General features: G+C 41.5%; 27 protein-coding genes and 1 pseudogene. 1 reads left to right on the top strand and 27 read right to left on the bottom strand.

The genetic code is table 11. The features are described 5' to 3' along the window. Positions 1-152: 152 nt before the first annotated feature. From C4K46_RS04640 to pyrF, 15 genes are all read right to left on the bottom strand, one after another. Positions 153-521: a hypothetical protein gene (locus C4K46_RS04640; protein WP_209627708.1), complete on the bottom strand. Its 369-nt coding sequence runs from the start codon at positions 519-521 to the stop codon at positions 153-155. Between the two features lies 1 nt (position 522). Then, positions 523-939 (bottom strand): immunity 70 family protein, encoded by a 417-nt coding sequence (locus C4K46_RS04635; RefSeq protein WP_209627707.1) that lies wholly within the window; start codon positions 937-939, stop codon positions 523-525. 10 nt (positions 940-949) lie between these two features. Next, the gene (locus C4K46_RS04630; protein WP_209627706.1) at positions 950-1,636 is read right to left on the bottom strand and encodes a hypothetical protein; all 687 of its coding nucleotides are present in this window, start codon (positions 1,634-1,636) and stop codon (positions 950-952) included. Positions 1,637-1,678: 42 nt separating this feature from the next. After that, positions 1,679-2,053 (bottom strand): hypothetical protein, encoded by a 375-nt coding sequence (locus tag C4K46_RS04625; RefSeq protein ID WP_209627705.1) that lies wholly within the window; start codon positions 2,051-2,053, stop codon positions 1,679-1,681. A 22-nt stretch (positions 2,054-2,075) separates the two neighbouring features. Continuing rightward, complete coding sequence (locus C4K46_RS04620) at positions 2,076-3,080, bottom strand: EndoU domain-containing protein (protein ID WP_209627704.1); 1,005 nt, start codon at positions 3,078-3,080, stop codon at positions 2,076-2,078. 184 nt (positions 3,081-3,264) lie between these two features. Beyond that, the gene (locus C4K46_RS04615) at positions 3,265-3,603 is read right to left on the bottom strand and encodes an immunity protein Imm33 domain-containing protein (protein ID WP_447459112.1); all 339 of its coding nucleotides are present in this window, start codon (positions 3,601-3,603) and stop codon (positions 3,265-3,267) included. Further along, entirely contained in the window at positions 3,590-4,132 is a 543-nt protein-coding gene (locus C4K46_RS04610) for an ankyrin repeat domain-containing protein (RefSeq protein ID WP_209627702.1), read from the bottom strand. Before C4K46_RS04610 ends, C4K46_RS04615 begins: the two co-directional genes overlap by 14 nt. Positions 4,133-4,156: 24 nt before the next feature. Continuing rightward, positions 4,157-4,594 carry an SMI1/KNR4 family protein gene (locus tag C4K46_RS04605; RefSeq protein WP_209627701.1) on the bottom strand — a complete coding sequence of 146 codons (438 nt, stop codon included), beginning with the start codon at positions 4,592-4,594 and terminating at the stop codon, positions 4,157-4,159. Then, on the bottom strand, positions 4,587-5,066 hold the full coding sequence (locus tag C4K46_RS04600) for an SMI1/KNR4 family protein (RefSeq protein WP_209627700.1): 480 nt from the start codon (positions 5,064-5,066) through the stop codon (positions 4,587-4,589). The genes C4K46_RS04605 and C4K46_RS04600 overlap by 8 nt, the downstream gene beginning before the upstream one ends. Positions 5,067-5,093: 27 nt before the next feature. Next, a complete protein-coding gene (locus C4K46_RS04595) occupies positions 5,094-6,917 on the bottom strand; it encodes an HNH/ENDO VII family nuclease (RefSeq protein WP_209627699.1) in 1,824 nt (607 codons plus the stop codon). Continuing rightward, the gene (locus tag C4K46_RS04590; protein ID WP_209627698.1) at positions 6,907-7,281 is read right to left on the bottom strand and encodes a hypothetical protein; all 375 of its coding nucleotides are present in this window, start codon (positions 7,279-7,281) and stop codon (positions 6,907-6,909) included. The genes C4K46_RS04595 and C4K46_RS04590 overlap by 11 nt, the downstream gene beginning before the upstream one ends. A 10-nt stretch (positions 7,282-7,291) precedes the next feature. Next, the gene (locus tag C4K46_RS04585) at positions 7,292-7,681 is read right to left on the bottom strand and encodes a TIGR04197 family type VII secretion effector (protein WP_209627697.1); all 390 of its coding nucleotides are present in this window, start codon (positions 7,679-7,681) and stop codon (positions 7,292-7,294) included. 94 nt (positions 7,682-7,775) lie between these two features. Next, positions 7,776-8,174, bottom strand: a complete 399-nt coding sequence (locus C4K46_RS04580; protein WP_209627696.1) for a GNAT family N-acetyltransferase — start codon at positions 8,172-8,174, stop codon at positions 7,776-7,778. After that, positions 8,171-8,809, bottom strand: coding sequence for an orotate phosphoribosyltransferase (gene pyrE, locus C4K46_RS04575; protein WP_209627695.1), 639 nt, complete (start codon positions 8,807-8,809; stop codon positions 8,171-8,173). Before pyrE ends, C4K46_RS04580 begins: the two co-directional genes overlap by 4 nt. 643 nt (positions 8,810-9,452) lie before the next feature. Beyond that, entirely contained in the window at positions 9,453-10,145 is a 693-nt protein-coding gene (pyrF, locus tag C4K46_RS04570; protein ID WP_209627694.1) for an orotidine-5'-phosphate decarboxylase, read from the bottom strand. A gap of 452 nt (positions 10,146-10,597) precedes the next feature. Here pyrF and C4K46_RS04565 point away from each other — a divergent pair, with 452 nt between their 5' ends. Continuing rightward, positions 10,598-11,506, top strand: a complete 909-nt coding sequence (locus C4K46_RS04565) for a LysR family transcriptional regulator (RefSeq protein WP_209627693.1) — start codon at positions 10,598-10,600, stop codon at positions 11,504-11,506. Between the two features lie 93 nt (positions 11,507-11,599). Here the strand turns inward: C4K46_RS04565 and C4K46_RS10660 are convergent, their stop codons facing one another. The 12 genes and pseudogenes from C4K46_RS10660 to C4K46_RS04515 all read right to left on the bottom strand — a co-directional run bounded on the left by C4K46_RS10660 (position 11,600) and on the right by C4K46_RS04515 (position 21,260). Further along, positions 11,600-11,758: a DUF6688 family protein gene (locus tag C4K46_RS10660; protein WP_420853771.1), complete on the bottom strand. Its 159-nt coding sequence runs from the start codon at positions 11,756-11,758 to the stop codon at positions 11,600-11,602. Between the two features lie 89 nt (positions 11,759-11,847). Then, positions 11,848-12,840 carry a hypothetical protein gene (locus tag C4K46_RS04560; RefSeq protein ID WP_209627692.1) on the bottom strand — a complete coding sequence of 331 codons (993 nt, stop codon included), beginning with the start codon at positions 12,838-12,840 and terminating at the stop codon, positions 11,848-11,850. Then, positions 12,837-13,739: a hypothetical protein gene (locus tag C4K46_RS04555; RefSeq protein WP_209627691.1), complete on the bottom strand. Its 903-nt coding sequence runs from the start codon at positions 13,737-13,739 to the stop codon at positions 12,837-12,839. The genes C4K46_RS04560 and C4K46_RS04555 overlap by 4 nt, the downstream gene beginning before the upstream one ends. Further along, positions 13,736-13,893 (bottom strand): annotated as a pseudogene (locus tag C4K46_RS10655) (DUF6688 family protein); the annotation flags it as partial. The pseudogene C4K46_RS10655 and the gene C4K46_RS04555, both read right to left, overlap by 4 nt. Before the next feature lie 114 nt (positions 13,894-14,007). After that, entirely contained in the window at positions 14,008-14,718 is a 711-nt protein-coding gene (gene deoD / locus C4K46_RS04550; RefSeq protein WP_209627690.1) for a purine-nucleoside phosphorylase, read from the bottom strand. 34 nt (positions 14,719-14,752) lie between these two features. Then, positions 14,753-15,562 carry a purine-nucleoside phosphorylase gene (locus C4K46_RS04545; protein ID WP_209627689.1) on the bottom strand — a complete coding sequence of 270 codons (810 nt, stop codon included), beginning with the start codon at positions 15,560-15,562 and terminating at the stop codon, positions 14,753-14,755. Between the two features lie 15 nt (positions 15,563-15,577). Beyond that, on the bottom strand, positions 15,578-16,042 hold the full coding sequence (locus C4K46_RS04540) for a DUF1643 domain-containing protein (RefSeq protein ID WP_209627688.1): 465 nt from the start codon (positions 16,040-16,042) through the stop codon (positions 15,578-15,580). Between the two features lie 9 nt (positions 16,043-16,051). Then, complete coding sequence (locus C4K46_RS04535; protein WP_209627687.1) at positions 16,052-16,588, bottom strand: dihydrofolate reductase family protein; 537 nt, start codon at positions 16,586-16,588, stop codon at positions 16,052-16,054. A 21-nt stretch (positions 16,589-16,609) separates the two neighbouring features. After that, positions 16,610-17,821 carry a phosphopentomutase gene (locus tag C4K46_RS04530; protein WP_209627686.1) on the bottom strand — a complete coding sequence of 404 codons (1,212 nt, stop codon included), beginning with the start codon at positions 17,819-17,821 and terminating at the stop codon, positions 16,610-16,612. 14 nt (positions 17,822-17,835) lie between these two features. Next, entirely contained in the window at positions 17,836-18,513 is a 678-nt protein-coding gene (gene rpiA, locus C4K46_RS04525; RefSeq protein ID WP_209627685.1) for a ribose-5-phosphate isomerase RpiA, read from the bottom strand. Positions 18,514-18,810: 297 nt separating this feature from the next. Then, positions 18,811-20,529 (bottom strand): cache domain-containing sensor histidine kinase, encoded by a 1,719-nt coding sequence (locus tag C4K46_RS04520; RefSeq protein ID WP_209627684.1) that lies wholly within the window; start codon positions 20,527-20,529, stop codon positions 18,811-18,813. After that, positions 20,526-21,260 (bottom strand): response regulator transcription factor, encoded by a 735-nt coding sequence (locus C4K46_RS04515; RefSeq protein ID WP_209627683.1) that lies wholly within the window; start codon positions 21,258-21,260, stop codon positions 20,526-20,528. The genes C4K46_RS04520 and C4K46_RS04515 overlap by 4 nt, the downstream gene beginning before the upstream one ends. Positions 21,261-21,307 lie beyond the last annotated feature (47 nt).

The following is a 21,307-nucleotide window of genomic DNA, read 5'->3' as shown; positions in this document are numbered from 1 at the left end:
AAAAGCAAGGGCATTGTTGATGCCTTCTGGGAATCCTTCAGGATAGGGTTTTCCTACTGGGTGCTAAAGTTCATTTGCTCTGTCGACTAGAGTTGGCGGGGTAAACGGAACAAATTTGGGCTGTTGATTAAGGTTGATGAACAGAGAGGAAATTAAATATCAATCCTACCGACTTCAAACTCTAGCAATTCTCCTTCTTTCACATCATTTGGAATATCACTTTCAAAATGAAGGACATACTCTCCAATCTTTAATAAAGAATTCTGTTTATCTATCAATGTACCAGTTATCACTTGACGAAAACCACCTAGAGGCAGAACGCTCTCCGGCTTATTCATTACCTGAATAACGTCCGATGAAACCATAGCATAGAGCTCCTCTTTAAACTCAACTCCAACCTGGCAATCAAACTCACTATAGCCGTCTGAGAAAACAAGCAGTTTATTTTCGCCGTCAGACAGAACAAGCTCTGCTTCTTTAGTATCAACATCAATCCACTCTATATTGTTTATTTTTATCATGTTATAAACTGTCTATTTCAACGTTTGACTGCGTTTCTAATCCGTCCACAAAAGCCTTTTGGAAGGTTTCAATTAAGTCATCACCTCGACTAGTCACAAAATAATTTGATAAGTCAGTAATATCTGGGCTGATATTATCCCCCCAAGGTGGTTGTGCACTTAAATCATCTATATCCCAGACCACCTCTTTTGGTGAAATATGGGAGAGCTCCTCTTTGATAACTGACAATTCTTGTTTGGCCTTATCAATTCTTTCATAAAGAAGATTTCCCTGATATAATTCATTCATCATCACTGGAAAACGACTGCCCCACTTACTATCTTCCAAATTAACTGCAATGGTTGAAAAGAAAGAATGAAGAAAACTTCCATTCCCAATCGGATACCAATATAAATCTACTTTTAGTCCTACTGTCATTTATTTACTCCTATTTCATAAATCGAATTTCAACTTGAGTTTGAGATTTGTTCAAAATTTTAGATTTTATGCTTTTTAAAATATCATGTGAGACACGCTGTCCCCTTATATCAACAACTATAGTTTGGAATGTCCCGCTTGGTAAGTTAGCATTTCTTTGAATGATTTGTTTGCTAACATTATTTACTAGATTATTTCTACCAGAAGGTGTCTCCAAATTATAATTTTTTACTTCTATACTATGTCCTGACTTATAATATTCAGGTCTAACACTTCCTTTAGTTCTATAAGGTACTTCTTCTCCATTTAAGAAGGATTTTTGGGCTTCATAATCAGGATAATCTTTCCCAATATCAATTTCAGATTGTCTCCATGAGGGTCTTTTTGTTGGTGGAAACTCCTCTAGCTTCCGCAAAATCTCTTTTTCTTTCTTAACATACTCCCCGAAATTCGATGCTTGTCTGGCTTCTTTGCTTTTTCGGATATTCTCAAGGATATAGTCCCGATTGTAAGTAGGAGGGGGAGTGCTCTCGCCGGCAGTTGGGGCTTGTGGGGTTGGGTCCACCCCTTGGGTTTGCGGTTTGCTGACCTGTCCGACTGGTTTTCCCGCATGATAAGCACTGAGACCAGCTGCCGTAAAGGCAAAGAAATTACTGAGGCCTTCAATAACGCCATGATGTTTGGCGGAATATTTCAATTAAAAAGCTTAGAAAAAATATTCTAAGCATTACCCGACCTCTTAATCCTCAATCACCAGCGGCAACTTGCCGTCTAGCTCGCCTTTTTTAAACTTGTCTTCCATTTCAATCCATTCATCAACTAGCTCTTTGAGCGTGGCAGTTGGGAGAACAACATCAGGACCAAGTTCCTCATAAGCAAAGCCAACTAAGGCAGTGCGCCTGTCTCCTTCTACAAAGGACATATTCCCTGAAAAATAGAGGTCTGCCTTGCGTCTTGAGAGAACATTGTCTAATTCCTTGACAATATGAGGAGCGAAATTATGAGTTTCACTGGACAAAAAATCTTGTAGAGCACCTAGCTCTTCATTTTCAAATGCAACGGTCAAATCCATAGTATTTCCAACTTTAAAACTTATGTATTTTCTAGTAAACATTTTATTCTCCTAAATTACTTAATTATTGACTTTTAGCAGGAAAAGCACTGATTATTTTTTCATCTTTGTCTAAATACATGATAACTTTTATTCCATTATTGGCTTCTCCACGATATTGATTTCTAGTATTAGGGACTTTTTCTCTCCCATTATACGCCTCATTAATAGCGTCCACCACTTCCTGCGGGCTCATAGTATCGGGGAACATGGTAGATTTCGCATGCTTAATCACACCATTTACTTTGACGTCCACCTCATAGACCCCATTCCCCAAATCAACCCGGGTATCAGGAATGGCTTCTCCAGCAGTTCCTTCGATATTGGCATAGTGATAGCCCTTGGCTTGACGGCGCTTCACTTCTCCTTCAAAAATATGTTTAACGGTATTCTCTCTAAAGCTTTCCGTGTGTTCAACTTGCCCTAATACTTCTGGTGAATAAGTCTCTGGTATATGAACAACATCCTTCGTTACAGTGACTGGCTTACTCGCCTGATACGCACTATACAGCCCGGTCCCAAAAGCAAGGGCATTGCTGAGACCTTCAATGGTACCATGGTGTTTGGCGTAGAATTTAAGATTGTCGTCCGCTTCCTTGCCAGTGATTGGGTCAATCCCAGTCTTGTTGACATGGGCATAAATCTTATTCATGAAGTTGGGGTCTCGCCAACGAAATTCCTTCTGGCTATCTAGCTTAAAATAGCGATACTCCAGATAACTTGTATTGGCAAGGTCCGTTTTTGAAAAGTAAATTGCCGGATGAACAGGGCTCTGCAAGTGCTGGAGATAAGGGAATTCCTTTTCCAACTCTTCCTGACTCATTTTATCAACCTTGGCCTTGAATTTCTTATCGACCTTTTTCAGGAGTTTAGGGCTAAACTCCACTTCCTCATGTTCGACTTGCTTGTAGCGCTCCATCACCCACTTGGCTGTACGCATTTTGGATTGGCTATTGGGGCTATACGGATCTGGATAAGCATTGGAACTGATAATATCTCCATACTCATCTAGCAGCTCCGCTTTAGACATCTTGGCTATCTTCTGACGTTCAATTTCTTGAGGGTCAGCCTTTTTAACCTCTTCATTCCTATTTTGCTTAAATAAAAGCAGAAATGATGTCTGGTGAGAAATCAGTAAAAAACAATTAGAATGCTTAGGATTGTTCCCAAGCATTCTTGCCTCCACCTAATTATCTGATAGTCAACTCTCTAGGTCAATCCCAACCCATAATCTCTGGTATTGTCGTTTCTTTATCTGCAATTAAATCATAGAAGCCAATATGAACCCCTTCCTCGTATAACCAAGCAAGGTCGGTCCCGAATTTTGCTTCAAAGAATTCAGCCATTACTGGTGCAATAGAAAACATAGTTTGCGCCGAAACAATTTCAAAATTTTCTGGATTACTAACATATTCATTGTCGTCTCTTGAAGAATAAATATACCAACCATTTAAAGCGGGAATACTAGGCTCTACGCGATAGGTATAAGCAATAGGAATTCCTAACATTACATTTTTTGATAGGAGAAAGCCACCATAATTATCTTCCCTCATTTTCATACTCCTTTACAATATCTAAAAAAGCATTTCGCCAGGAAAATTCTTTAGCATAGTCTAAAGATGATTTTCCATTATTATTTTTCAATTTATAATTTGCCCCAGCATTTAAAAGCAGTATATAAAACGGAATCAACTCCTCTGTACTATTTCGTAAATAAACAATAGATTCCATTAACGGTGTCATACCTTTTTTATTTTTCTGATTTACATCAATTCCATATTCTATTAAAAGTTCAGCAACTTCTAATAGAAAACGAACATCAGGATTACGATTGATGCGTATAAGAAGATGTAAAGCGTTCCAATCAAATCGTCCACCAATACAGTTAACATCAATTCCTTCTTCTAACAAAAATTTAATAATTTTCACTTTGTCATCTAATCTACTATAATCTGTTAGAGTAAATAAGAGGAGGTTTAAATGTCCATAAGTGAAAAGCTGGTTAACATCACCATTATATAATTCCTTAAATTCCTCAAAAGTACCGTACTGAACGGCATCAAATACAGTTGTAATTTTCATTTCAAAGCCATCGCCTAATGTCGCTCATTCTCCAATTATTCTTCTTTCTAAAAATTCAAGAAAATCTTTTGCATACAGCTGTTTATTAGATAGCCTCAAAACTGGGGCTTCTCCATTATTCATCTTAGATAGTTCCAAAAAAAAGGTATCATCAAACGATTCACAAATGACTAATTGATCAGTATTTGTTACATGATTTTTTTGGTTTAACTTATTTATATAAACAACATCGCCACCGACAACATTATCAAAATCTAAACCATAGACACTAAATATTTCATCTCCGTCAATTTCACCACCACCATAATTTTCGAGCCACCATTTATAAGAATTCGGGAAAGTAACATTTAGAGCTTGTTCAGCTTTATTAACCCATTCCTTAGAAATACCTTCACCAAAATCTGCAAATTCTACATTATCTGCTGAAGTAATTAGTTGTTTGATACTTTGAAAGTTATTCATTTTCTAACTCTAACGTTACCATATCTAAAAGAAACTCTCCAAAGCTATTATATAAAACTGGATTTTTTTGATATTCTTCTGCAAGTCCTAAGATATAGCCTGTAATTTGTGGTTCACCTTGTTGATTAAGTGAATGATAATTTAAACAATAAACTTCACCCATAGACGAATCATAAATAATAACTAAATTTTGAGGAAAATTCAGTTTTTTTCTCTGTAATAAAGTATACCAAACAGAATCAGGCACTCCTGAATTAGCAAAATCTTCTTTAAATAATCCATAAATTTCTGTAGAACCAAAATTTCCAGCACCAAATGTTTTTAAAAAATCTTTATAGTCCTTAGGATAAACTACTCCCAAGGTATTTTCGGCTAATTGAATAATATTTTCAGAACAGCCTCCAAAATCATCTAATAAATCCTGATTGTTATCAATTAAATTTAACGCTTCAAGATAGTATTTACTTAACATATTTTACTCCTCCATGTATTTTAGTTTTTATTCAAAGGGAAATCTACTAGATCGATTTTTCCAATATTGTTTTCTCCAAGTATTAAATTGCGTTCTATTTATACCTGTTGGCAATTCCCCCGTGTTTATATGCAGTATATTATAGTTCTTTTGATGAAATCTAGCTTCTACTTCAGCTATTGAACTTGTTTGACGTTGAGTAAGATGATGCAGATTAAGAGGCATTCCGTCAGAACCAATAGGAGCTAGCCCCTTTTCCATTCTTTCCAAATTGGTTCTACCTTTAGCATCCTGTGAGAAAAGATCAATTAAATCATCTCTCTGATAAACCTTATTCCCTTTAAATTCTATCTCCCTAGTCCAATATTGTTTTTGCTGAGAGTAATTTTTAACAGTATCAGTTTTTATCTTTTGAAGAATTTCCCGTTCTTTCTTAACATACTCCCCGAAATTCGATGCTTGTCTGGCTTCTTTGCTTTTTCGGATATTCTCAAGGATATAGTCCCGATTGTAAGTAGGAGGGGGAGTGCTCTCGCCGGCAGTTGGGGCTTGTGGGGTTGGGTCCACCCCTTGGGTTTGCGGTTTGCTGACCTGTCCGACTGGTTTCCCTGCATGATAAGCGCTGAGACCAGCTGCCGTAAAGGCAAAGAAATTACTGAGGCCTTCAATAGCGCCATGATGTTTGGCATAGTTTTTTAAGCTCTCATCGGCTTCCTTGCCAGTGATCGGGTCAATCCCAGTCTTGTTGACATGGTCATAAATCTTATTCATGAAGTTGGGGTCTCGCCAACGAAATTCCTTCTGGCTATCTAGCTTAAAATAGCGATACTCCAGATAACTTGTATTGGCAAGGTCCGTTTTTGAAAAGTAAATTGCCGGATGAACAGGGCTCTGCAAGTGCTGGAGATAAGGGAATTCCTTTTCCAACTCTTCCTGACTCATTTTATCAACCTTGGCCTTGAATTTCTTATCGACCTTTTTCAGGAGTTTAGGGCTAAACTCCACTTCCTCATGTTCGACTTGCTTGTAGCGCTCCATCACCCACTTGGCTGTACGCATTTTGGATTGGCTATTGGGGCTATACGGATCTGGATAAGCATTGGAACTGATAATATCTCCATACTCATCTAGCAGCTCCGCTTTAGACATCTTGGCTATCTTCTGACGTTCGATTTCTTGAGGGTCAGCCTTTTTGACCTCTTTTTCTCTTTGCTGTTTGATATGCTTATCAATGGTCTGAACCCAGTTTGGTTGGGCGACACCTTGGACATTGGGAACTTGGCCGCCATAGGTTTGGGCATCGAGTGCTAGTTGGTCGGCGCCTGCTGTGACGGCTGTTTGTAAGTCCGCAATGCCTTCTAAGACACTGGCTGAGCTAGCGAAAAAGGCTCTGAGTTTCTGGAGTTTTTCCCTAGTCTTTTCCAACTCATCTTTGGCACTGTCGATGACCTTGGTAATGGCTCCCAGGGTATCATTTGAGATGTCATCTAGTCGAAAAAGGGTATTATAGAGGTTGGTTTTGGTATGAATGACTGCTTGCAGGCTTTCTATCTTTGACTGCAACTCATCTTCATCTAGGCTTTCGCTTCCGACCTCGGCGATATATTTATCGACCAAAGCTTGACTAGCCTCGGCCAAACGCTCGACCAGGAGCTTGGCTCCTCTTAAATAAGGGATATTTCGACTGGATGCGTAGCTTTTGGAAGCACTATAAGCCTCCCCTTGGAGGCTCCCGTCATTGATAAAGTCCAGAAGGGCCTCAATGGTATGGTCATAGGCCGCGCTTCTAGCTGCCGCAATAGTGGCCATACTGCTGGCCTGGGCTTGCAGCGAAGGTAAATCAACTTTCATCAGGCTTCCTCCTTTTGTCTTCTTGGGCTAGATAGAGCTGACGCTCTGCCTTATAAAGCCGGTCTTCCTCTTCTTCTAAGTCGGCTTCTTGCTTTTTTAGAGTCTGCTCCATGGCTTCCAAGTCATCGTCCAGCAGACGGACACTGCGGTGGTCTGCTTCCCTTAATTCTGCTAAAAACAAGGCATCCTGAGGCTGGTTACTGATGAGGTCCAGCTCCTGAAAGCAGTCTTGCATCCTATCATGATGGTCTAGCACCTGGTCTTCTAAAGCTTTCAAGCGACGTTTTTGATGAATCAGGTAATCGAAAGAGCGCTCTAGCTGACGCTTTTCCTGCTTAATAGTGGCTAAGGATTGGTCTGTCATGGCGTCTCCTTTAATTTAAGGGGTAACCAAGCCCAGCCTTCTGGAGAGTTTCTGTTCCCGGAAGAGGGGCTGAGCTAGCTACATGGTCCTTGCGGGCAGGAGCAGTGACTTGATAGATCTTATCAGTCAAGCGCCAAATATCCAGCTGGGCCTTGATTTGCGTATCTGTCGCCACAAATTCTCTTGCTGTTGCTTGCACTCCAGCAACCAACTGCCTGGTCTGTTCCGCCGACTGGCTGGCAGAATCCGCTTCCTGATCCATATAGGATTGAAGACTTGTATTGCTATCAAAGTTGCTAGTGGTGTCCTTAGTGACGGCTTGGTCAACCATCAAGCTAGCTCCCGCCATAATAGCGCTGGCATGGCCGCTAGCGGTCATTTGATTGCTTTGAATGGTCATAGTGTTCCTCTTTTCTAGCTTTGTCCTATTTTACCATGTTTTGAAATTTATAACAAACAATGATAGAAATTTACTAATTTTATAAAAACAAGCCTTAAAAAGGCTTGCGTTTGATGATATAAGCGTTTTCGGCTGTTTCAAAACCGATTTTGGGATAGTAGTTCATAGCATTTGGTGCTGAAAGGAGGATAAGAGCCACTTCTTCTCCAATCTTCTGACGCGTTTTTTCGACCAAAATTCTACCTATCCCCTGCTTCTGATAGCTTTCATCGACCGCCAAATCAGACAGGTAGCAAGCGTAGGAAAAATCTGTCAAGGAACGCGCCACACCAACTAGTCGCTCTCCGTCCCACGACGTCCAGAGAATATCCGCCTCATCTAGCATTTTTTGCAAACGCGGCAAATCCTTAGTCGGGCGGTGAATGCCTGATTGCTCCAAGACATGGGCAAACTGTTGAGCAGTGATTTTTTTCTGATTTGTATAATCAATCATGCCAAACTCTCCTGCCAGGTTTTTTGGTTTTCTTTGAAGCGTTCCAAGAGCGCCAAGCCCTCTGCGCTGACATAGCCTTCTTGCTCCGCCAGCTGAATCAATTCGCTGTAGTTGGACAAGGTCACGAGCTTGACTCCTGCTTCTTCAAAGCGTTGGTCAGCCTTAGGCAGTTGATAGGTGAAAATGGCCACTACACCAAGGACATGAGCGCCTTCACGTTCAGCTGCTGCTACCGCATCTAGAACGGAACCTCCGGTTGAAATCAAGTCTTCTACAACGACCATTTTTTGTCCCGCTGGCACGCGCCCCTCAATCTGATTGCCTGCACCATGATCTTTGGGCTTGCTACGAATATAAGCAAAAGGTAAATTCATCTTATCAGCAATAATGGCACCATGAGGAATACCTGCTGTCGCTGTTCCTGCAATGACTTCTACTTGAGGAAAATCTCTCTTGATAGCCTCGACAAAACCATTCTCAATCAAGGTCCGAGTTTCTGGATAGGCCAGGGTTACACGATTATCTGTATAAATCGGGGACTTGATACCACTAGCCCAGGTGAATGGCTCTTCTGGTTTCAAGTAAACAGCCTCAATTTTCAATAAATCACGTGCAATATCTTTTGCTAAAGTCATCTTTTCTCCTTTTTCAATGTAGCATCTTAGAAACCCGAGGTCTTTAAGAATAAGTAAAAACAAATTATAAGCAAGCAAAACTCCCATAAAAACTCTAGCCAAGAGCATGGGACAAACAAGGTGGTTAAAGCTAGTGAATAGCTTAGGGAGGGCCCGATAAATAAGTAAGAAAATCGGGGCTCACGTAGAGAGACAGGACCTTCAGGGACTAGAATCTCTTAGCGGACTTCCGACGATTTCATCAAAAGGTCGATGATACCTGTTGATGAAAGCTAGTGAATAGTTTAGGGAGGGCCCGATAAATAAGTAAGAAAATCGGGGCTCACGTAGAGAGACAGACCCTTTAGGGTCTAGACTCTCTTAGCGGACTTCCGACGATTTCATCAAAAGGTCGATTATACCTGTTGATGAAAGCTAGTGAATAGCTTAGGGAGGGCCCGACAATAATCAAGAAAATCGGGGCTCACGTAGAGAGACAGACCCTTTAGGGTCTAGACTCTCTTAGCGGACTTCCGACGATTTCATCAAAAGGTCGATTATACCTGTTGATGAAAGCTAGTGAATAGCTTAGGGAGGGCCCGATAAATAAGTAAGAAAATCGGGGCTCACGTAGAGAGACAGACCCTTTAGGGTCTAGACTCTCTTAGCTATTCCACTCCTCCTTAATCTGATGATAGACTGCAAGTGGATCTTGGGCCTGGATAATAGGCCGTCCAACCACAATATAGTTGGAGCCGATTAGCTGGGCGTCGTGGGGCGTCATGACCCGCTTTTGGTCGCCAACAGCTGCTCCTTTAGGCCGAATCCCTGGTGTCAGACAGATAAAGTCCTCGGAGGTGGCTTTTTTAATCAAGTCTACTTCATGGGCCGAACAAACAACCCCGTCAAGGCCCGCTTCTTGGCTTCTCTTGGCATAGTTGACAACCGACTCTTGCAGACTAGTCTGGATATTTTGCCAGTCCCGCATATTTTCCTCAGATGTTGAGGTCAGCTGGGTGACCGCAATAATCTTAGCAGGTTTTAAAAGTCCAGCCTTGGCAGCTCGCATCATTTCCACACCACCAGCAGCATGCACCGTCATCATATCAACATCTAACTGGGATAGCATGGTCATGGCCGACTGGACCGTATTGGGAATATCGTGAAGCTTCAAGTCCAAAAAGATGGAATGACCCAATCCTTTGACATAGCGGACAATTTCAGGACCATTTCCATAAAAAAGCTCCATTCCCACCTTGACATAGAGTTTTTCCTCTTGGGGAAAAAGGGCTAAAAATTTCTTAATATCCTCAAATGAGGGGAAGTCCAAAGCGATAATCGGACGTTCTTCACGCATAAGTTTCTCCTTTACACAAAAAACCTTGCCAGATTTCCAGCAAGGTTTCACGAAAATTGGGCCCAGTCTACTGGCCCTTTTTAAGCGTTTCTACCTTAGCAGCCTCTCTGGACTCTTTAAAGGTTATTATTTATTTCATTTTATAGTTTATCGCCTCATTTGTCAAGAAAAATCTTTAAATTCAGGGCGGACTAATCCGATTCTTTTTATGGAAGCTAGCCTCTTTGCTAACGAGGAGCCATTCACAAAATCAAGTCTGATAGTGGAGAACTCATGAACCAGAATTGAGCGGTATTCCAAAGGTGGTTTCCAGCTTAGCTCTCTTTTCTATTTGTGTCCTCTTTTACTAAAACTTAAACTTTTAAGTCTACTAGCCTTTTTTCGTTCTTATATTCTCTAAAAATTGCAATATTTCCTGAGTTTTTCCAGTAACTTTATGATAAAATAGGGATATGAGAATCCAACAGTTACACTATATTATCAAAATTGTCGAAACGGGTAGCATGAACGAGGCTGCCAAACAGCTCTTTATCACCCAGCCCAGCCTGTCCAATGCCGTTCGGGACCTGGAAAATGAGATGGGAATTGAAATCTTTATCCGCAATCCCAAGGGTATTACCCTGACCAAGGATGGTATGGAGTTCCTATCCTATGCCCGTCAGGTAGTCGAGCAGACCCAACTTCTGGAAGAACGTTATAAAAATCCGGTTGAGCAAAGAGAACTCTTTAGCGTTTCATCCCAGCACTATGCCTTTGTGGTCAATGCCTTTGTCTCTCTCTTGAAAAAAAGCGATATGGAAAAGTATGAACTCTTTTTAAGAGAAACTAGGACCTGGGAAATCATTGATGACGTCAAGAATTTTCGCTCAGAAATCGGTGTTCTCTTTCTCAATAGCTACAACCGCGATGTCCTGACTAAGATGTTAGATGATAATCATCTCCTGGCCACTCCTTTATTTACAGCCCAACCCCATATCTTTGTCAGTAAGTCCAATCCCTTGGCTGACAAGGAGAGCGTGCAGCTGGCTGACTTGGAGGACTTCCCCTATCTGAGCTACGACCAAGGGACCCACAATTCCTTCTACTTTTCAGAGGAAATCCTTTCCCAGGAGCGCCACAAGAAGTCCATTGTCGTATCTGACCGGGCAACCCTCTTTAATCTCCTAATCGGACTGGACGGTTACACTATTGCGACCGGTATTCTCAATAGCAACCTCAATGGCGATAATATCGTCTCAATCCCACTTGATATCGATGACCCGATTGACCTAGTCTACATCACCCATGAAAAGGCCAGCCTATCAAAGATGGGAGAACGTTTTATTGATTATCTTCTAGAAGAAGTTAAGTTTGATAAATAAGAGCTAGGTGAAACCAAGCTACTAGTCAAAAATAGCCGAATAGTAAAGACAGAAAAGAGATTGGTAATTTCCATTACCAATCTCTTTTTGATATCATTTTTTATCTGGTCTGTTTTTAAAATCCGCCGGTAGAGGGCTAATATACTGCAAGGCAATCCGATTTTCAGGTTTGATATCTATCAAGTATAATACAAGCAGGAAAAACCACTCCAAGGGTTTCATCATTAGGTAATGACAGCTTCCTTGAAACATTCTTTCTCCTTGTTATTTCTCGCTTAAAAGAGGGCAGTTAAATGGTTAAGGAGTTGAACTCTGCACAGTTTCCTTGTTCCTTAGATTTCTTAATCATTTTTGAAGTATTTTTCGAAATCATTTATACTTTTTAGCTGATGGTTTTCCCTATCTTTACTATAACTACTAGATAGCGTCCAACCTGCAAAAGCATCTTTTTTATTTTTGGGAGCAAAATAATAATTGTAATATTCAAGAGCTTGCGGTCCAATAAATAGTACAGAGGACGATTTATAAATTTTTTTATTTTTATACGGGAACTTGAACTCTTGCATATTTTGATAAAGATAAAATTGGTTATTCGGAAAGAATTGGTTAATATTTAAGCTTTCTAGCTTAAGATTATAATCATCATATCGACCTCCTTCTATTTTTACACTTTCTGGGCTTAATTCAAGTAACAACTCACGAGCAACTCCTGTTTTATCTTTCTTAAACAGCTCGACACGACTTCTCTTAATTTCATACTCTACTCTTTCACCCCTTTTTAAAGGCTTGAAACTTTCCTCTTTTAAATTTAGCAAATAATTTCTTGGTTGCAAGAAGTTATAGCCCTGTCCTTTTTCACTAGTTCTGTAAGCTTTTATCACAAAAGTATCTTGGTTGACCTGACTTAAAATCCTTCCCGCAACAGCATCTTCCAGATGAGTTTTAATTAGTCTGTTTAAATTTATTTCCTTCTCTTTTTTTAGTCCATGGTGATAGCGATAAACTGTTAAGGTGTTTTTATCTTCATCATCAACATCTAAATCATCTCGAAGAAAATCAAAGCCACGCTTAAATGCTATTTTTTGAGTATACAATTTACCATTAGTGAAATTTATAAAGGGATGATTTTGTGTTTCTATCAATAAAATAGCATTGTTTTCATTTATCTTCAAAGTCTCGAGTTTGAATTTCTCCTGGTAACTTACAAGTTCCTTGTACTGCCAATCAGGATAAAAACCCCGATTATTTACCAATAAAAAAATGAACGGTCCTACACCTGATAGAGTAACGACAATAAGAAATATCAGCATTTTTTTATTCTTGATGATGCTCATGATTTACCATTCTCCCAATCTAAAATATTATTTATAAAGTCTAGTCTATCAGTAAGTGAAAGATTTTCTGGAAAATCTAAATGTAAACTATAATTCTCTCTTAAATAGTTTTTCACAAAGGGAAACTTATGAGTTAAACTTGGAAGCTGTTCTACATTTGAAAAAATCAAACTATCTACCTTAAGATCTATATTATTCTTAGTAAGATAATCGGTAAATGCATTCTTTCCCCACAGTGAAAGTAGACTGTTTGATTTATCTATCTGATTGGAATTATCTAACTTTTCGCTCACTGGATTTTTCGCCAATATTGTAGCTTGTCCGTTTTCTAAATCGACCTTTAAATAAGATTGTCTGTTTTCCTTATTTTTATAATCAGTCTCAGTATCGTTACCTCTATAAGTAAGTTCAAATGATAAAAAAGTTTTCCCTTCTTCTTCTAGCAAATCAAAATGAGTAGAAATAGACTCTGCCTTAGGTTCTAATTTCCTAGCTTGAGCTAGAACGTCAATTTTTTGATAGGAGGTCATTCCCTTAGCAATTTCGATTAAATCAATTATGAAATAATCTCGACTATTTTGTCCTCGATATTCCTTTTTTTCTAGATTGTTAAATTCACTTAAACGATAATTACTAGTAATCAGGTATGTATCGTTCTGAAAGTAAGAACCATCTACCAACACTGCCAGTATTCCATTATCATATTTTTTGTAATCTATAATACTATTGTATTCTCTCTCATAGTGGTCTTCTAAAAATTCATTACTTGAGTTACGTCGGCTTGTATATAACAAATCTTCAACTTGATAAAACGAGTAAAAGAAAATCATAATTGCTATAGCTATAAGCCATATGTAGGTCGTAAATTTATCCAATAAGTAGTCCTTAATTTGTTTCATATGTATTCCAATCTAAAGCTTCCTTTCTCCCTTGGCAAATCCTCAGGCAAGGGAGAGGTATACAGGAGGCAATCCGATTTTCAGGTTTGATATCTGTCAAGTATAATACAAGCAGGAAAAACCACTCCAAGGGCTTCATGAGTAGGTAAATAAGATATACTATAAAAAATGACTAGCTAAGTTTTCTTTTGCCCTCTGAATTTTTCCAACTTTATACTTCTATTTAAAAAGGATTGGGAAATTTTCTCAATCCTCATTTCTTAAAAAACTAGTCTGTAATCAAGGTTTCCAGACCCACCTTCATCATATCGGTAAAGGTGGTCTGGCGTTCTTCTGCTGTGGTATCTTCGTCTGGATTGACCAAGCTATCTGAAATGGTCATAATTCCTAAGGCTTCTACCTGATGTTGGGCCGCTAGATAATAGAGGGCTGCTGCTTCCATTTCTACTGCCAAGACTCCCATTGTGCCCAGTTTGAGATTTTGCTCGTAGAAGTTAGAATAAAAAACATCTGACGAGAGGACGCTGCCGACATGGGTAGTCATACCCAAATCTTTGGCGATATGATAGGCCTTATCTAGCAGGTTAAAGCTAGCAATTTGGGGGAAGTCATACATGGGCCAGTCGTTGCGAATAATGTTAGAGTTGGTTGCTGCTGCTTGAGCTAAAACTAGCTCTCTTACATGCACCTTATCTGACAGGGAGCCAGCAGTCCCAACCCGAATCAGCTTTTTAACTCCATAGTCGACAATCAGCTCACGCGCATAGATGGAAATTGAGGGCATTCCCATACCCGTCCCCATAACGCTGACCCGATGACCCTTATAGCTTCCTGTGTAGCCAAACATATTACGGACTTGGTTGAAGCAAACTGCATCTTCTAAAAAATTTTCGGCGATAAATTTTGCCCGCAAGGGATCGCCTGGTAGCAAGATTTTATCAGCAATCTCACCTGCTTTTGCTGCGATATGAATAGACATTTTTCTCTCCTCTGGAAATAATAATTAAATGAGCCTATAATTCTGCCAAGACAGCCTTGACCAAGCCCTTGAAGTCTTCTTTGATCCGTTCGGTGACTTCGACGACTTCTTCATGATTGAGCTCGCTTTGGAAACCTGCCGCAAAATTGGTTATAGCAGAAATTCCTAGAACCTTAAGTCCTGAATGGGCGGCGACAATGACCTCTGGAACAGTGGACATGCCGACAGCTTGAGCCCCCATGGTTTGGAAGGCACGAATTTCGGCTGGGGTTTCATAGGTTGGACCTGTAACTCCTAGATAGACACCGTCTGCTAGCTCAATTCCTAATTTGTCTGCTACGGCATGAGCTTTTTCACGATAGGCCTTGCTATAGGCATCAGACATATCTGGAAAACGTGGTCCAAAATCATCTAAATTGGCACCGATTAAGGGGTTTTGACCGGTTAAGTTGATATGGTCGCTAATGGCCATCAAGGTTCCTGGACCATAGCCAATCCCTCCCGCTGCATTGGTAACGATAACTCCGCTAGCTCCCAGAGCCTTCATCACTCTTACTGGAAAAGTGACAACTTCCATGGGATTACCTTCATAAAAATGGAAACGTCCTTGGAGGGCCAAAACCTTACGGCCAGAAAGTTCCCCGTAAACCAGTTTACCAGCATGGCCAACAACGGTCGAACGACCCCAGTTGGGAATATCGGCATAATCAACAGAGATTGCATTTTCAATCTCATTGGCCAATTCACCCAGGCCAGAGCCAAGGATAAGCCCAAATTCGGGCTGGATAATTCCCTTGCTCGCTAAAAAATCTTTTGTTTCAATAATTTTTTCTAATAATGTCATCTTCTTCTCTTTCTATTATTTATATGGTTTCAAAGATATATCAGCTTTTAAATAGAGCGGGTGGCAAGGTTGACCACTCTGATTGACTTTCAAACAAAATAATGTTTTTAAAGAATTTTTGACTTGTTCAGAGCGACCCAAATAAGTTCCGTCATTTCCCCAGCAAGCCACAACTTTGTCAGATAAATCTGCATATTTTTTGATATAGTCATCATTCTCATCGCCAACTGGATTTTCTACTGACCTTAACTGCGCTGGGTCTGTGCTCCTATAAGCAAACAGATTGGTCATGTAAAAACCACCATAGCCCCATTTTTCTGCAAAAGCAATACATTTTTTAATAGTTGGGTCGTCTTCATTTTCATCAGCTGTTGAAGGATTTAAACCAACAAACATCAGCTTGGGTAAACTAGCGTCCCACTCTCTCCATAATACATATCTGTATTTTCTATCCTCAGATAGAATAGCTCCCTTTTCCATTCTAATCTCCTATTTTTTTACTTGATAAAACAATTCGACAAATTGACCATGCCTGCGACAGTCCGTTAATTCCAGTGGGTAAGGACAATCAAGCCCTGTAAACAAGGGAACTCCGTCTCCAAGAAGAAGAGGAGCAATCATCACTTGCAGACAATCCAATAATCCCTCTTGTATCAACTTTGAGATGAGCAGACCGCCACCAACAATCCAAATATCTCGCTGGGAATACTCTTTCAAATCTGCAAACAACTGGCGAGCAGACGAAGCAAGGCGAATATGCTTTTCTGGCTCAACAGGCTGACTGGTCAAGAGGTAACAGTCCTTGTCCTGATAGGGAAAGACTTCCAAGTCCTGCTTGATAAGCCAATCATAAGTCCTTCTTCCCATGACCACACTGGAAATACTGTCATAAAAAGCACCGTAGCCATTGTCTCCTTGACCTTGCACTTCTTCCAGCCAAGTCATCCCTTCTGCTGTATCGGCAATATAGCCGTCTAAGCTCATGCCCAGATAAGCAATCGTTTGAGGTCCATTTGTTATTGACATAATCTCCTCCTCAGCCTTGATTTACAGTAATTTATCCAAGAAACTTTCCCCAATCATGGCCTTGTCGACACCAAAGTTATCAGCGATAGTGGCTGAGATGTCAGCAAAGTGGCCGACCGGTAAGTGGCCGCTTCCTTGGAGCGATTTGCCGTAAACCAAGAGCGGGATATACTCGCGGGTATGGTCAGTTCCTGCATAAGTTGGGTCATTTCCGTGATCAGCCGTAATCATGAGCAAGTCCTTATCACCCATATTTTCGATAATTTCTGGCAGGCGGGCATCAAAGTCGTGGAGGCAATCACGGTAACCTTGAGGGTCTCTTCGATGACCGTAGAGGGCGTCGAAGTCTACTAGGTTGGTAAAGGAAAATCCTTGTTTGAAGTCGGGCTTGTTTAAAGCCTTAATCAGGGTATCGACACCGTGCATATTGTTTTGGTTATGGCCTTGGTCCTTATTGATACCGGAACCGTTAAAGATGTCGTTGATTTTACCGACAGCCAGGGTATCAATCCCTGCCTCATCTAGTTTATTGAGCACAGTTGGTGCAAATGGTGAGACGGCATAGTCGTGACGATTAGCGGTCCGTGTAAAGTTACCTGGTTGACCAAGATAAGGCCGAGCGATAATCCGACCTAATAGGGCTGGTCTTTCTAGTGTGATTGAGCGGGCGTATTCACAGATACGATAGAGCTCCTCCAAGGGGATAATCTCTTCGTGGGCTGCAATCTGAAGAACCGGGTCGGCAGAGGTATAAATAATCAGCTCACCTGTTTCCATTTGGCGAGGTCCAAAGTCGTCAATAACCGCTGTTCCAGAGTAGGGTTTGTTAGCCTCCCGGATAACCTTGCGACCTGAAAATTCTTCGATTTTTGTGATGATTTCCTCTGGGAAACCATTCCAGAAGGTGTCAAAAGGCTCGGTAATGTTCAAGCCCATAATTTCCCAGTGGCCGGTCATGGTATCCTTACCTAGCGAAACTTCTTCTAATTTACTGTAGTAGCCACTAGGCTGTTCCTCTTGGGGAACGGTCTTTAGTGGCTGGGGCCGCTCGATATTTCCTAATCCGATTTTGGCCATATTGGGTAGGTTGAGGCCAACGGTCTTAGAAATATGACCCAGGGTGTCTGCAGCTCCGTCTGGAACACCAGCATTTTGAAAATTGTTGGCATCAGGGGCTGCCCCGATCCCGACTGAATCCAATACAATCAGATGAATGCGATCAAATTTTGACATAAACTGCCTTCTTTCTATTTATTTTTTTCTAAAATCTGCAGACCGGTTTGACCGGCAACAATCACTGTATCCACTAGACCATTAAAGAGCCCATGCTCGACCACTCCGACCATCTGATCGAGCTCGAGCGCCAGAGCCTCGGGGTCGGGAATGGCTTTTAAGTCTAGGTCAATAATAAAATTTTGCATATCGGTCAGATAAGGCTGGCCGTCTTGCAACCGCAAAGAGGGGCGGTAGCCGGCTTTTTCAAAGCGCCGAAAAACCTGCTTGGCTCCATAGCGGACAACCTCGACCGGTAGTTTAAAGGCGCCCAGTTGATTCACTAGCTTGGTCTCATCAACCACCCAGATATAGTGTTGGCTGGGAAGAGCGACCACCTTTTCCATCAGGAGGGCTCCTCCTCCCCCCTTGATACCGTTAAAATCCTTATCTACCTCATCGGCACCGTCAACAGTGAGATCAATACTTTCCACCTCGTCAATATCAAGCAGGGGAATGCCTAACTCTCTGGCTTGTTTTGAAGTTCGACTGGAGGTCGTTACGGCCTTTATCTGCAAACCTTCTTCTTTTAGCCTTCTCCCTAGCTCTTGGACAAAGTAATAGGCGGTCGAGCCAGTTCCTAAACCAACTGTCATGCCGTCGGTCACATACTGGGCAGCTCGAACCCCCGCCTGCTCTTTAAGATTTTCCATTCCGTTAAACTCCTTTTTGGGCCTGAGCCATTCAGCACAAGCTCCCGACAGTCTTTGCTCTATCGCACAGCCAGCTTTTCTTTTCCTAAGCAAAAAGAAGGCGACTGCCCATAAAACAATCTATATTATATTATACCATGATTATTTGGAACATGAAAGCATTTTCCCCAAATGAAAAATAAATCCAATTTTTCAAAAGTTCTGACAGTTTTCCGCGCTCAATCTAAGTCAAAAATGAAAAAGGAGCTTGTAAAACAAGCTCCTTATCTCTAAACAATCTAAGCCCCGCTTTCTAATTTAGGGATTTTCTCCTAGGCCAAGAGGTTGCTCTTTGGGCAGATAAAGAGATACTCGACTGTAGCTTTGGGCTTCTGATTGAATCTGCATGTGGTAGCTAGAGCCAAACTGTAATTTCAGACGTTGATCGATATTTCTCAGGCCGACACCCCCTAGACGCAGCAAGCTTTGCTCACTTGTAGGCTGGCTAGCAAAGCCGGAGCCATTATCATAGACCGAAAGGACCAACTTATCTCCTTCTTCTCTGACTTCAATCCTAATCAGGCCGGGACCAACCTTTTCCTTAATACCATGATAGAGGGCATTTTCTACCAGGGGTTGTAAGATGAGTTTGGGCAAGTGGTAGTCTGCAAAAGTGTCCAGCTCCTCAATTTCATACTGCAACTTATCTCCATAGCGCTGTTTCTGGATAAAGAGGTATTGGCGAACATGATCGATTTCGTCTTTGAGGCTAATCTGCTCATTTCCTTGATTGAGGGCCAAGCGGAAGTATTGGGCCAGAGACTTGGTCATAGCAACCACCCGCTTGCTATCGTTAAATTCAGCCATCCAAACAATCGTGTCCAGAGTATTGTAAAGGAAGTGCGGATTGATTTGACTAGATAGAGCGGCGAGTTCATAGCGACGAACATTTCTTTCCTTTTCTTGGACCGCCTGCATCAACTCCTCGATTTGATCCAGCATGCGATTGAACTGCACAGCCAGACTAATCAGCTCCTTGGAGCCCTTCTCATCTGCCCGGACCTCCTTGTCACCTGCTGCAACCTTGAGGATAACGCCCTCCAACTTTTGCAAGGGTCTAATCCAAAGGGAAAGCACAAACCAGAGTCCAGCTAGACAGAGCAAGAGAGCTAAAAGCCCCGTCCCTAGGAAGGACCAGAGAATCTGACCTTGCAGTTCTTTTAGTCCTTCTAGGGAAGAAACGCCGACCAGGGTCCAAGGCCCCTTAGGAAGACGGTATTGATAAACAAAGGCCTGGTCTTTTAAGTAGCCATCCTTGATAGCTAGGTAGGGCTGCATGGCCTTCATTTCCCGACTGGAGCTATAAACAGTTTTTCTAGGGTGGTAGACAAACTGCCCCTGGTCATTGAGAATAAAGGCAAAGCCTTGCTTATCCAGCTTGAGCTGGTCCAGATAGCGTTCCAGACTGTCGTAGGCCATATCTAGACGGAGCAGGCCCAGATTTTTTCCCTGACTATCCTCAAGCTCCTGGCTAATAGTAATCAGCCACTTTTCCTTTCCTTGACTGAGGACTTCCTTGCGGGCTGGAGTAATCAAGGGCAGGCCTTTTTGGTTCAAGGCCTCTTGGTACCAAGACTGACTCATCATGTCGCTGGAAGTCTGCATGCTTAGGCTAGGGTCAGTCGAAATCAAGCGACCATCTTTAGTAACTAAAAGAGCCGAAATCAAATCCGAATCGCTGGCCAAGAGGGCCTGAAAGAGGGAGCGAACCTCCGCTTCATCGCCTCCTTTTTGGGCAGCAAAATCTTGAATGGTTTGATTTTCAACTAGGCTAGTCGTAGTCTGCTTCATCTTCTCTAAATAGCGTTCCAAAAAAGCTCCGCCCTGCTCAATAGCATTGCGAGTATTTTGCTCAGTCGCCTGACGAATAGCTTGGGAACTGGTCTGGTAGTAAAGTCCTCCCACGATGGCTAGCAGAAACAAGATAAGCAGAAAGACATAGATAACCACTTGAACTAAGAGAGGGAAACGTCTCATTCTTCTACTCCCTTTTTAAACTGGCGAGGGGTCTGGCCGACCAGCTGCTTGAAACGTTGGGAAAAATAATTCATATCTTCAAATCCGACTTTTTCTGCAATTTCATAGATTTTCAAGTCAGTCGTCAACAAGAGCAATTTGGCCTTTTTCATTCGAGCCTGAATTAGGTAATCTTGAAAGGGCAGCCCCAAATCCTTTTTGATGAGAACACTAAGGTAGGAAGGACTAAAGCCTAGGTCTTGGGCCAAACTTTTCAGACTTAATCCAGGATCGTCTAACCTATCCTGGATTTTATTGGCCAATTCTGAAAAAGAGGACTTTTCTAGCAACTGCTGTACTTCTGCCTCCTTTAGTTCCTGGTCCAGCTTCTTTTTGACCTTGGCCAACATTTCTTCTACATCATCCTTAGAAAAGGGCTTAAGTAGGTAATCGTCTGCCCCCAACTTAAGGGCCGATAGGGCATAGTCAAAGTCGTCATAGCCGGTCAAAAAAATTAGGTGGGTTCCCGGCGAGTTTTCCCTAATTAGTTGGGCCAAGCTAAGCCCATTCATCTGGGGCATATTGATATCGGTCAGTACAATCTGGGGCCTCTCCTTTTGAAACAGTTCCCAAGCTTCCAGTCCGTTTTCAGCCTCGGCTACTAGTTTCATATTAAATTTTGCAAAATCTACCAAAGAAGCAATCCCCTGGCGGACCAGGTATTCATCTTCGACAATCATCATCGAGTACACAAAAATCTCCTTTATCTGGACCAGCAAGTTTGGTCATGCTTGTATAA

Source organism: Streptococcus oricebi (genome assembly GCF_017883985.1).
Lineage (GTDB): Bacteria > Bacillota > Bacilli > Lactobacillales > Streptococcaceae > Streptococcus > Streptococcus oricebi.
Note: the sequence above shows the minus strand (reverse complement) of the source record. Positions and strands in the feature narration are given on the sequence as shown.

Coding starts and splice junctions, on each gene's coding strand:
- C4K46_RS10660 (WP_420853771.1), bottom strand. CDS start 11,758: ATGTTTCAAGGAAGCTGTCATTACCTAATGATGAAACCCTTGGAGTGG.
- C4K46_RS04535 (WP_209627687.1), bottom strand. CDS start 16,588: ATGTCAATAACAAATGGACCTCAAACGATTGCTTATCTGGGCATGAGC.
- C4K46_RS04640 (WP_209627708.1), bottom strand. CDS start 521: ATGATAAAAATAAACAATATAGAGTGGATTGATGTTGATACTAAAGAA.
- C4K46_RS04555 (WP_209627691.1), bottom strand. CDS start 13,739: ATGAAACAAATTAAGGACTACTTATTGGATAAATTTACGACCTACATA.
- deoD (WP_209627690.1), bottom strand. CDS start 14,718: ATGTCTATTCATATCGCAGCAAAAGCAGGTGAGATTGCTGATAAAATC.
- C4K46_RS04565 (WP_209627693.1), top strand. CDS start 10,598: ATGAGAATCCAACAGTTACACTATATTATCAAAATTGTCGAAACGGGT.
- C4K46_RS04545 (WP_209627689.1), bottom strand. CDS start 15,562: ATGACATTATTAGAAAAAATTATTGAAACAAAAGATTTTTTAGCGAGC.
- C4K46_RS04610 (WP_209627702.1), bottom strand. CDS start 4,132: ATGAAAATTACAACTGTATTTGATGCCGTTCAGTACGGTACTTTTGAG.
- C4K46_RS04590 (WP_209627698.1), bottom strand. CDS start 7,281: ATGACAGACCAATCCTTAGCCACTATTAAGCAGGAAAAGCGTCAGCTA.
- C4K46_RS04615 (WP_447459112.1), bottom strand. CDS start 3,603: ATGAGGGAAGATAATTATGGTGGCTTTCTCCTATCAAAAAATGTAATG.
- C4K46_RS04605 (WP_209627701.1), bottom strand. CDS start 4,594: ATGAATAACTTTCAAAGTATCAAACAACTAATTACTTCAGCAGATAAT.
- C4K46_RS04540 (WP_209627688.1), bottom strand. CDS start 16,042: ATGGAAAAGGGAGCTATTCTATCTGAGGATAGAAAATACAGATATGTA.
- C4K46_RS04520 (WP_209627684.1), bottom strand. CDS start 20,529: ATGAGACGTTTCCCTCTCTTAGTTCAAGTGGTTATCTATGTCTTTCTG.
- C4K46_RS04580 (WP_209627696.1), bottom strand. CDS start 8,174: ATGATTGATTATACAAATCAGAAAAAAATCACTGCTCAACAGTTTGCC.
- pyrE (WP_209627695.1), bottom strand. CDS start 8,809: ATGACTTTAGCAAAAGATATTGCACGTGATTTATTGAAAATTGAGGCT.
- C4K46_RS04600 (WP_209627700.1), bottom strand. CDS start 5,066: ATGTTAAGTAAATACTATCTTGAAGCGTTAAATTTAATTGATAACAAT.
- C4K46_RS04620 (WP_209627704.1), bottom strand. CDS start 3,080: ATGTCTAAAGCGGAGCTGCTAGATGAGTATGGAGATATTATCAGTTCC.
- C4K46_RS04625 (WP_209627705.1), bottom strand. CDS start 2,053: ATGTTTACTAGAAAATACATAAGTTTTAAAGTTGGAAATACTATGGAT.
- rpiA (WP_209627685.1), bottom strand. CDS start 18,513: ATGGAAAATCTTAAAGAGCAGGCGGGGGTTCGAGCTGCCCAGTATGTG.
- C4K46_RS04595 (WP_209627699.1), bottom strand. CDS start 6,917: ATGAAAGTTGATTTACCTTCGCTGCAAGCCCAGGCCAGCAGTATGGCC.
- C4K46_RS04560 (WP_209627692.1), bottom strand. CDS start 12,840: ATGAGCATCATCAAGAATAAAAAAATGCTGATATTTCTTATTGTCGTT.
- C4K46_RS04530 (WP_209627686.1), bottom strand. CDS start 17,821: ATGTCAAAATTTGATCGCATTCATCTGATTGTATTGGATTCAGTCGGG.
- pyrF (WP_209627694.1), bottom strand. CDS start 10,145: ATGCGTGAAGAACGTCCGATTATCGCTTTGGACTTCCCCTCATTTGAG.
- C4K46_RS04635 (WP_209627707.1), bottom strand. CDS start 939: ATGACAGTAGGACTAAAAGTAGATTTATATTGGTATCCGATTGGGAAT.
- C4K46_RS04585 (WP_209627697.1), bottom strand. CDS start 7,681: ATGACCATTCAAAGCAATCAAATGACCGCTAGCGGCCATGCCAGCGCT.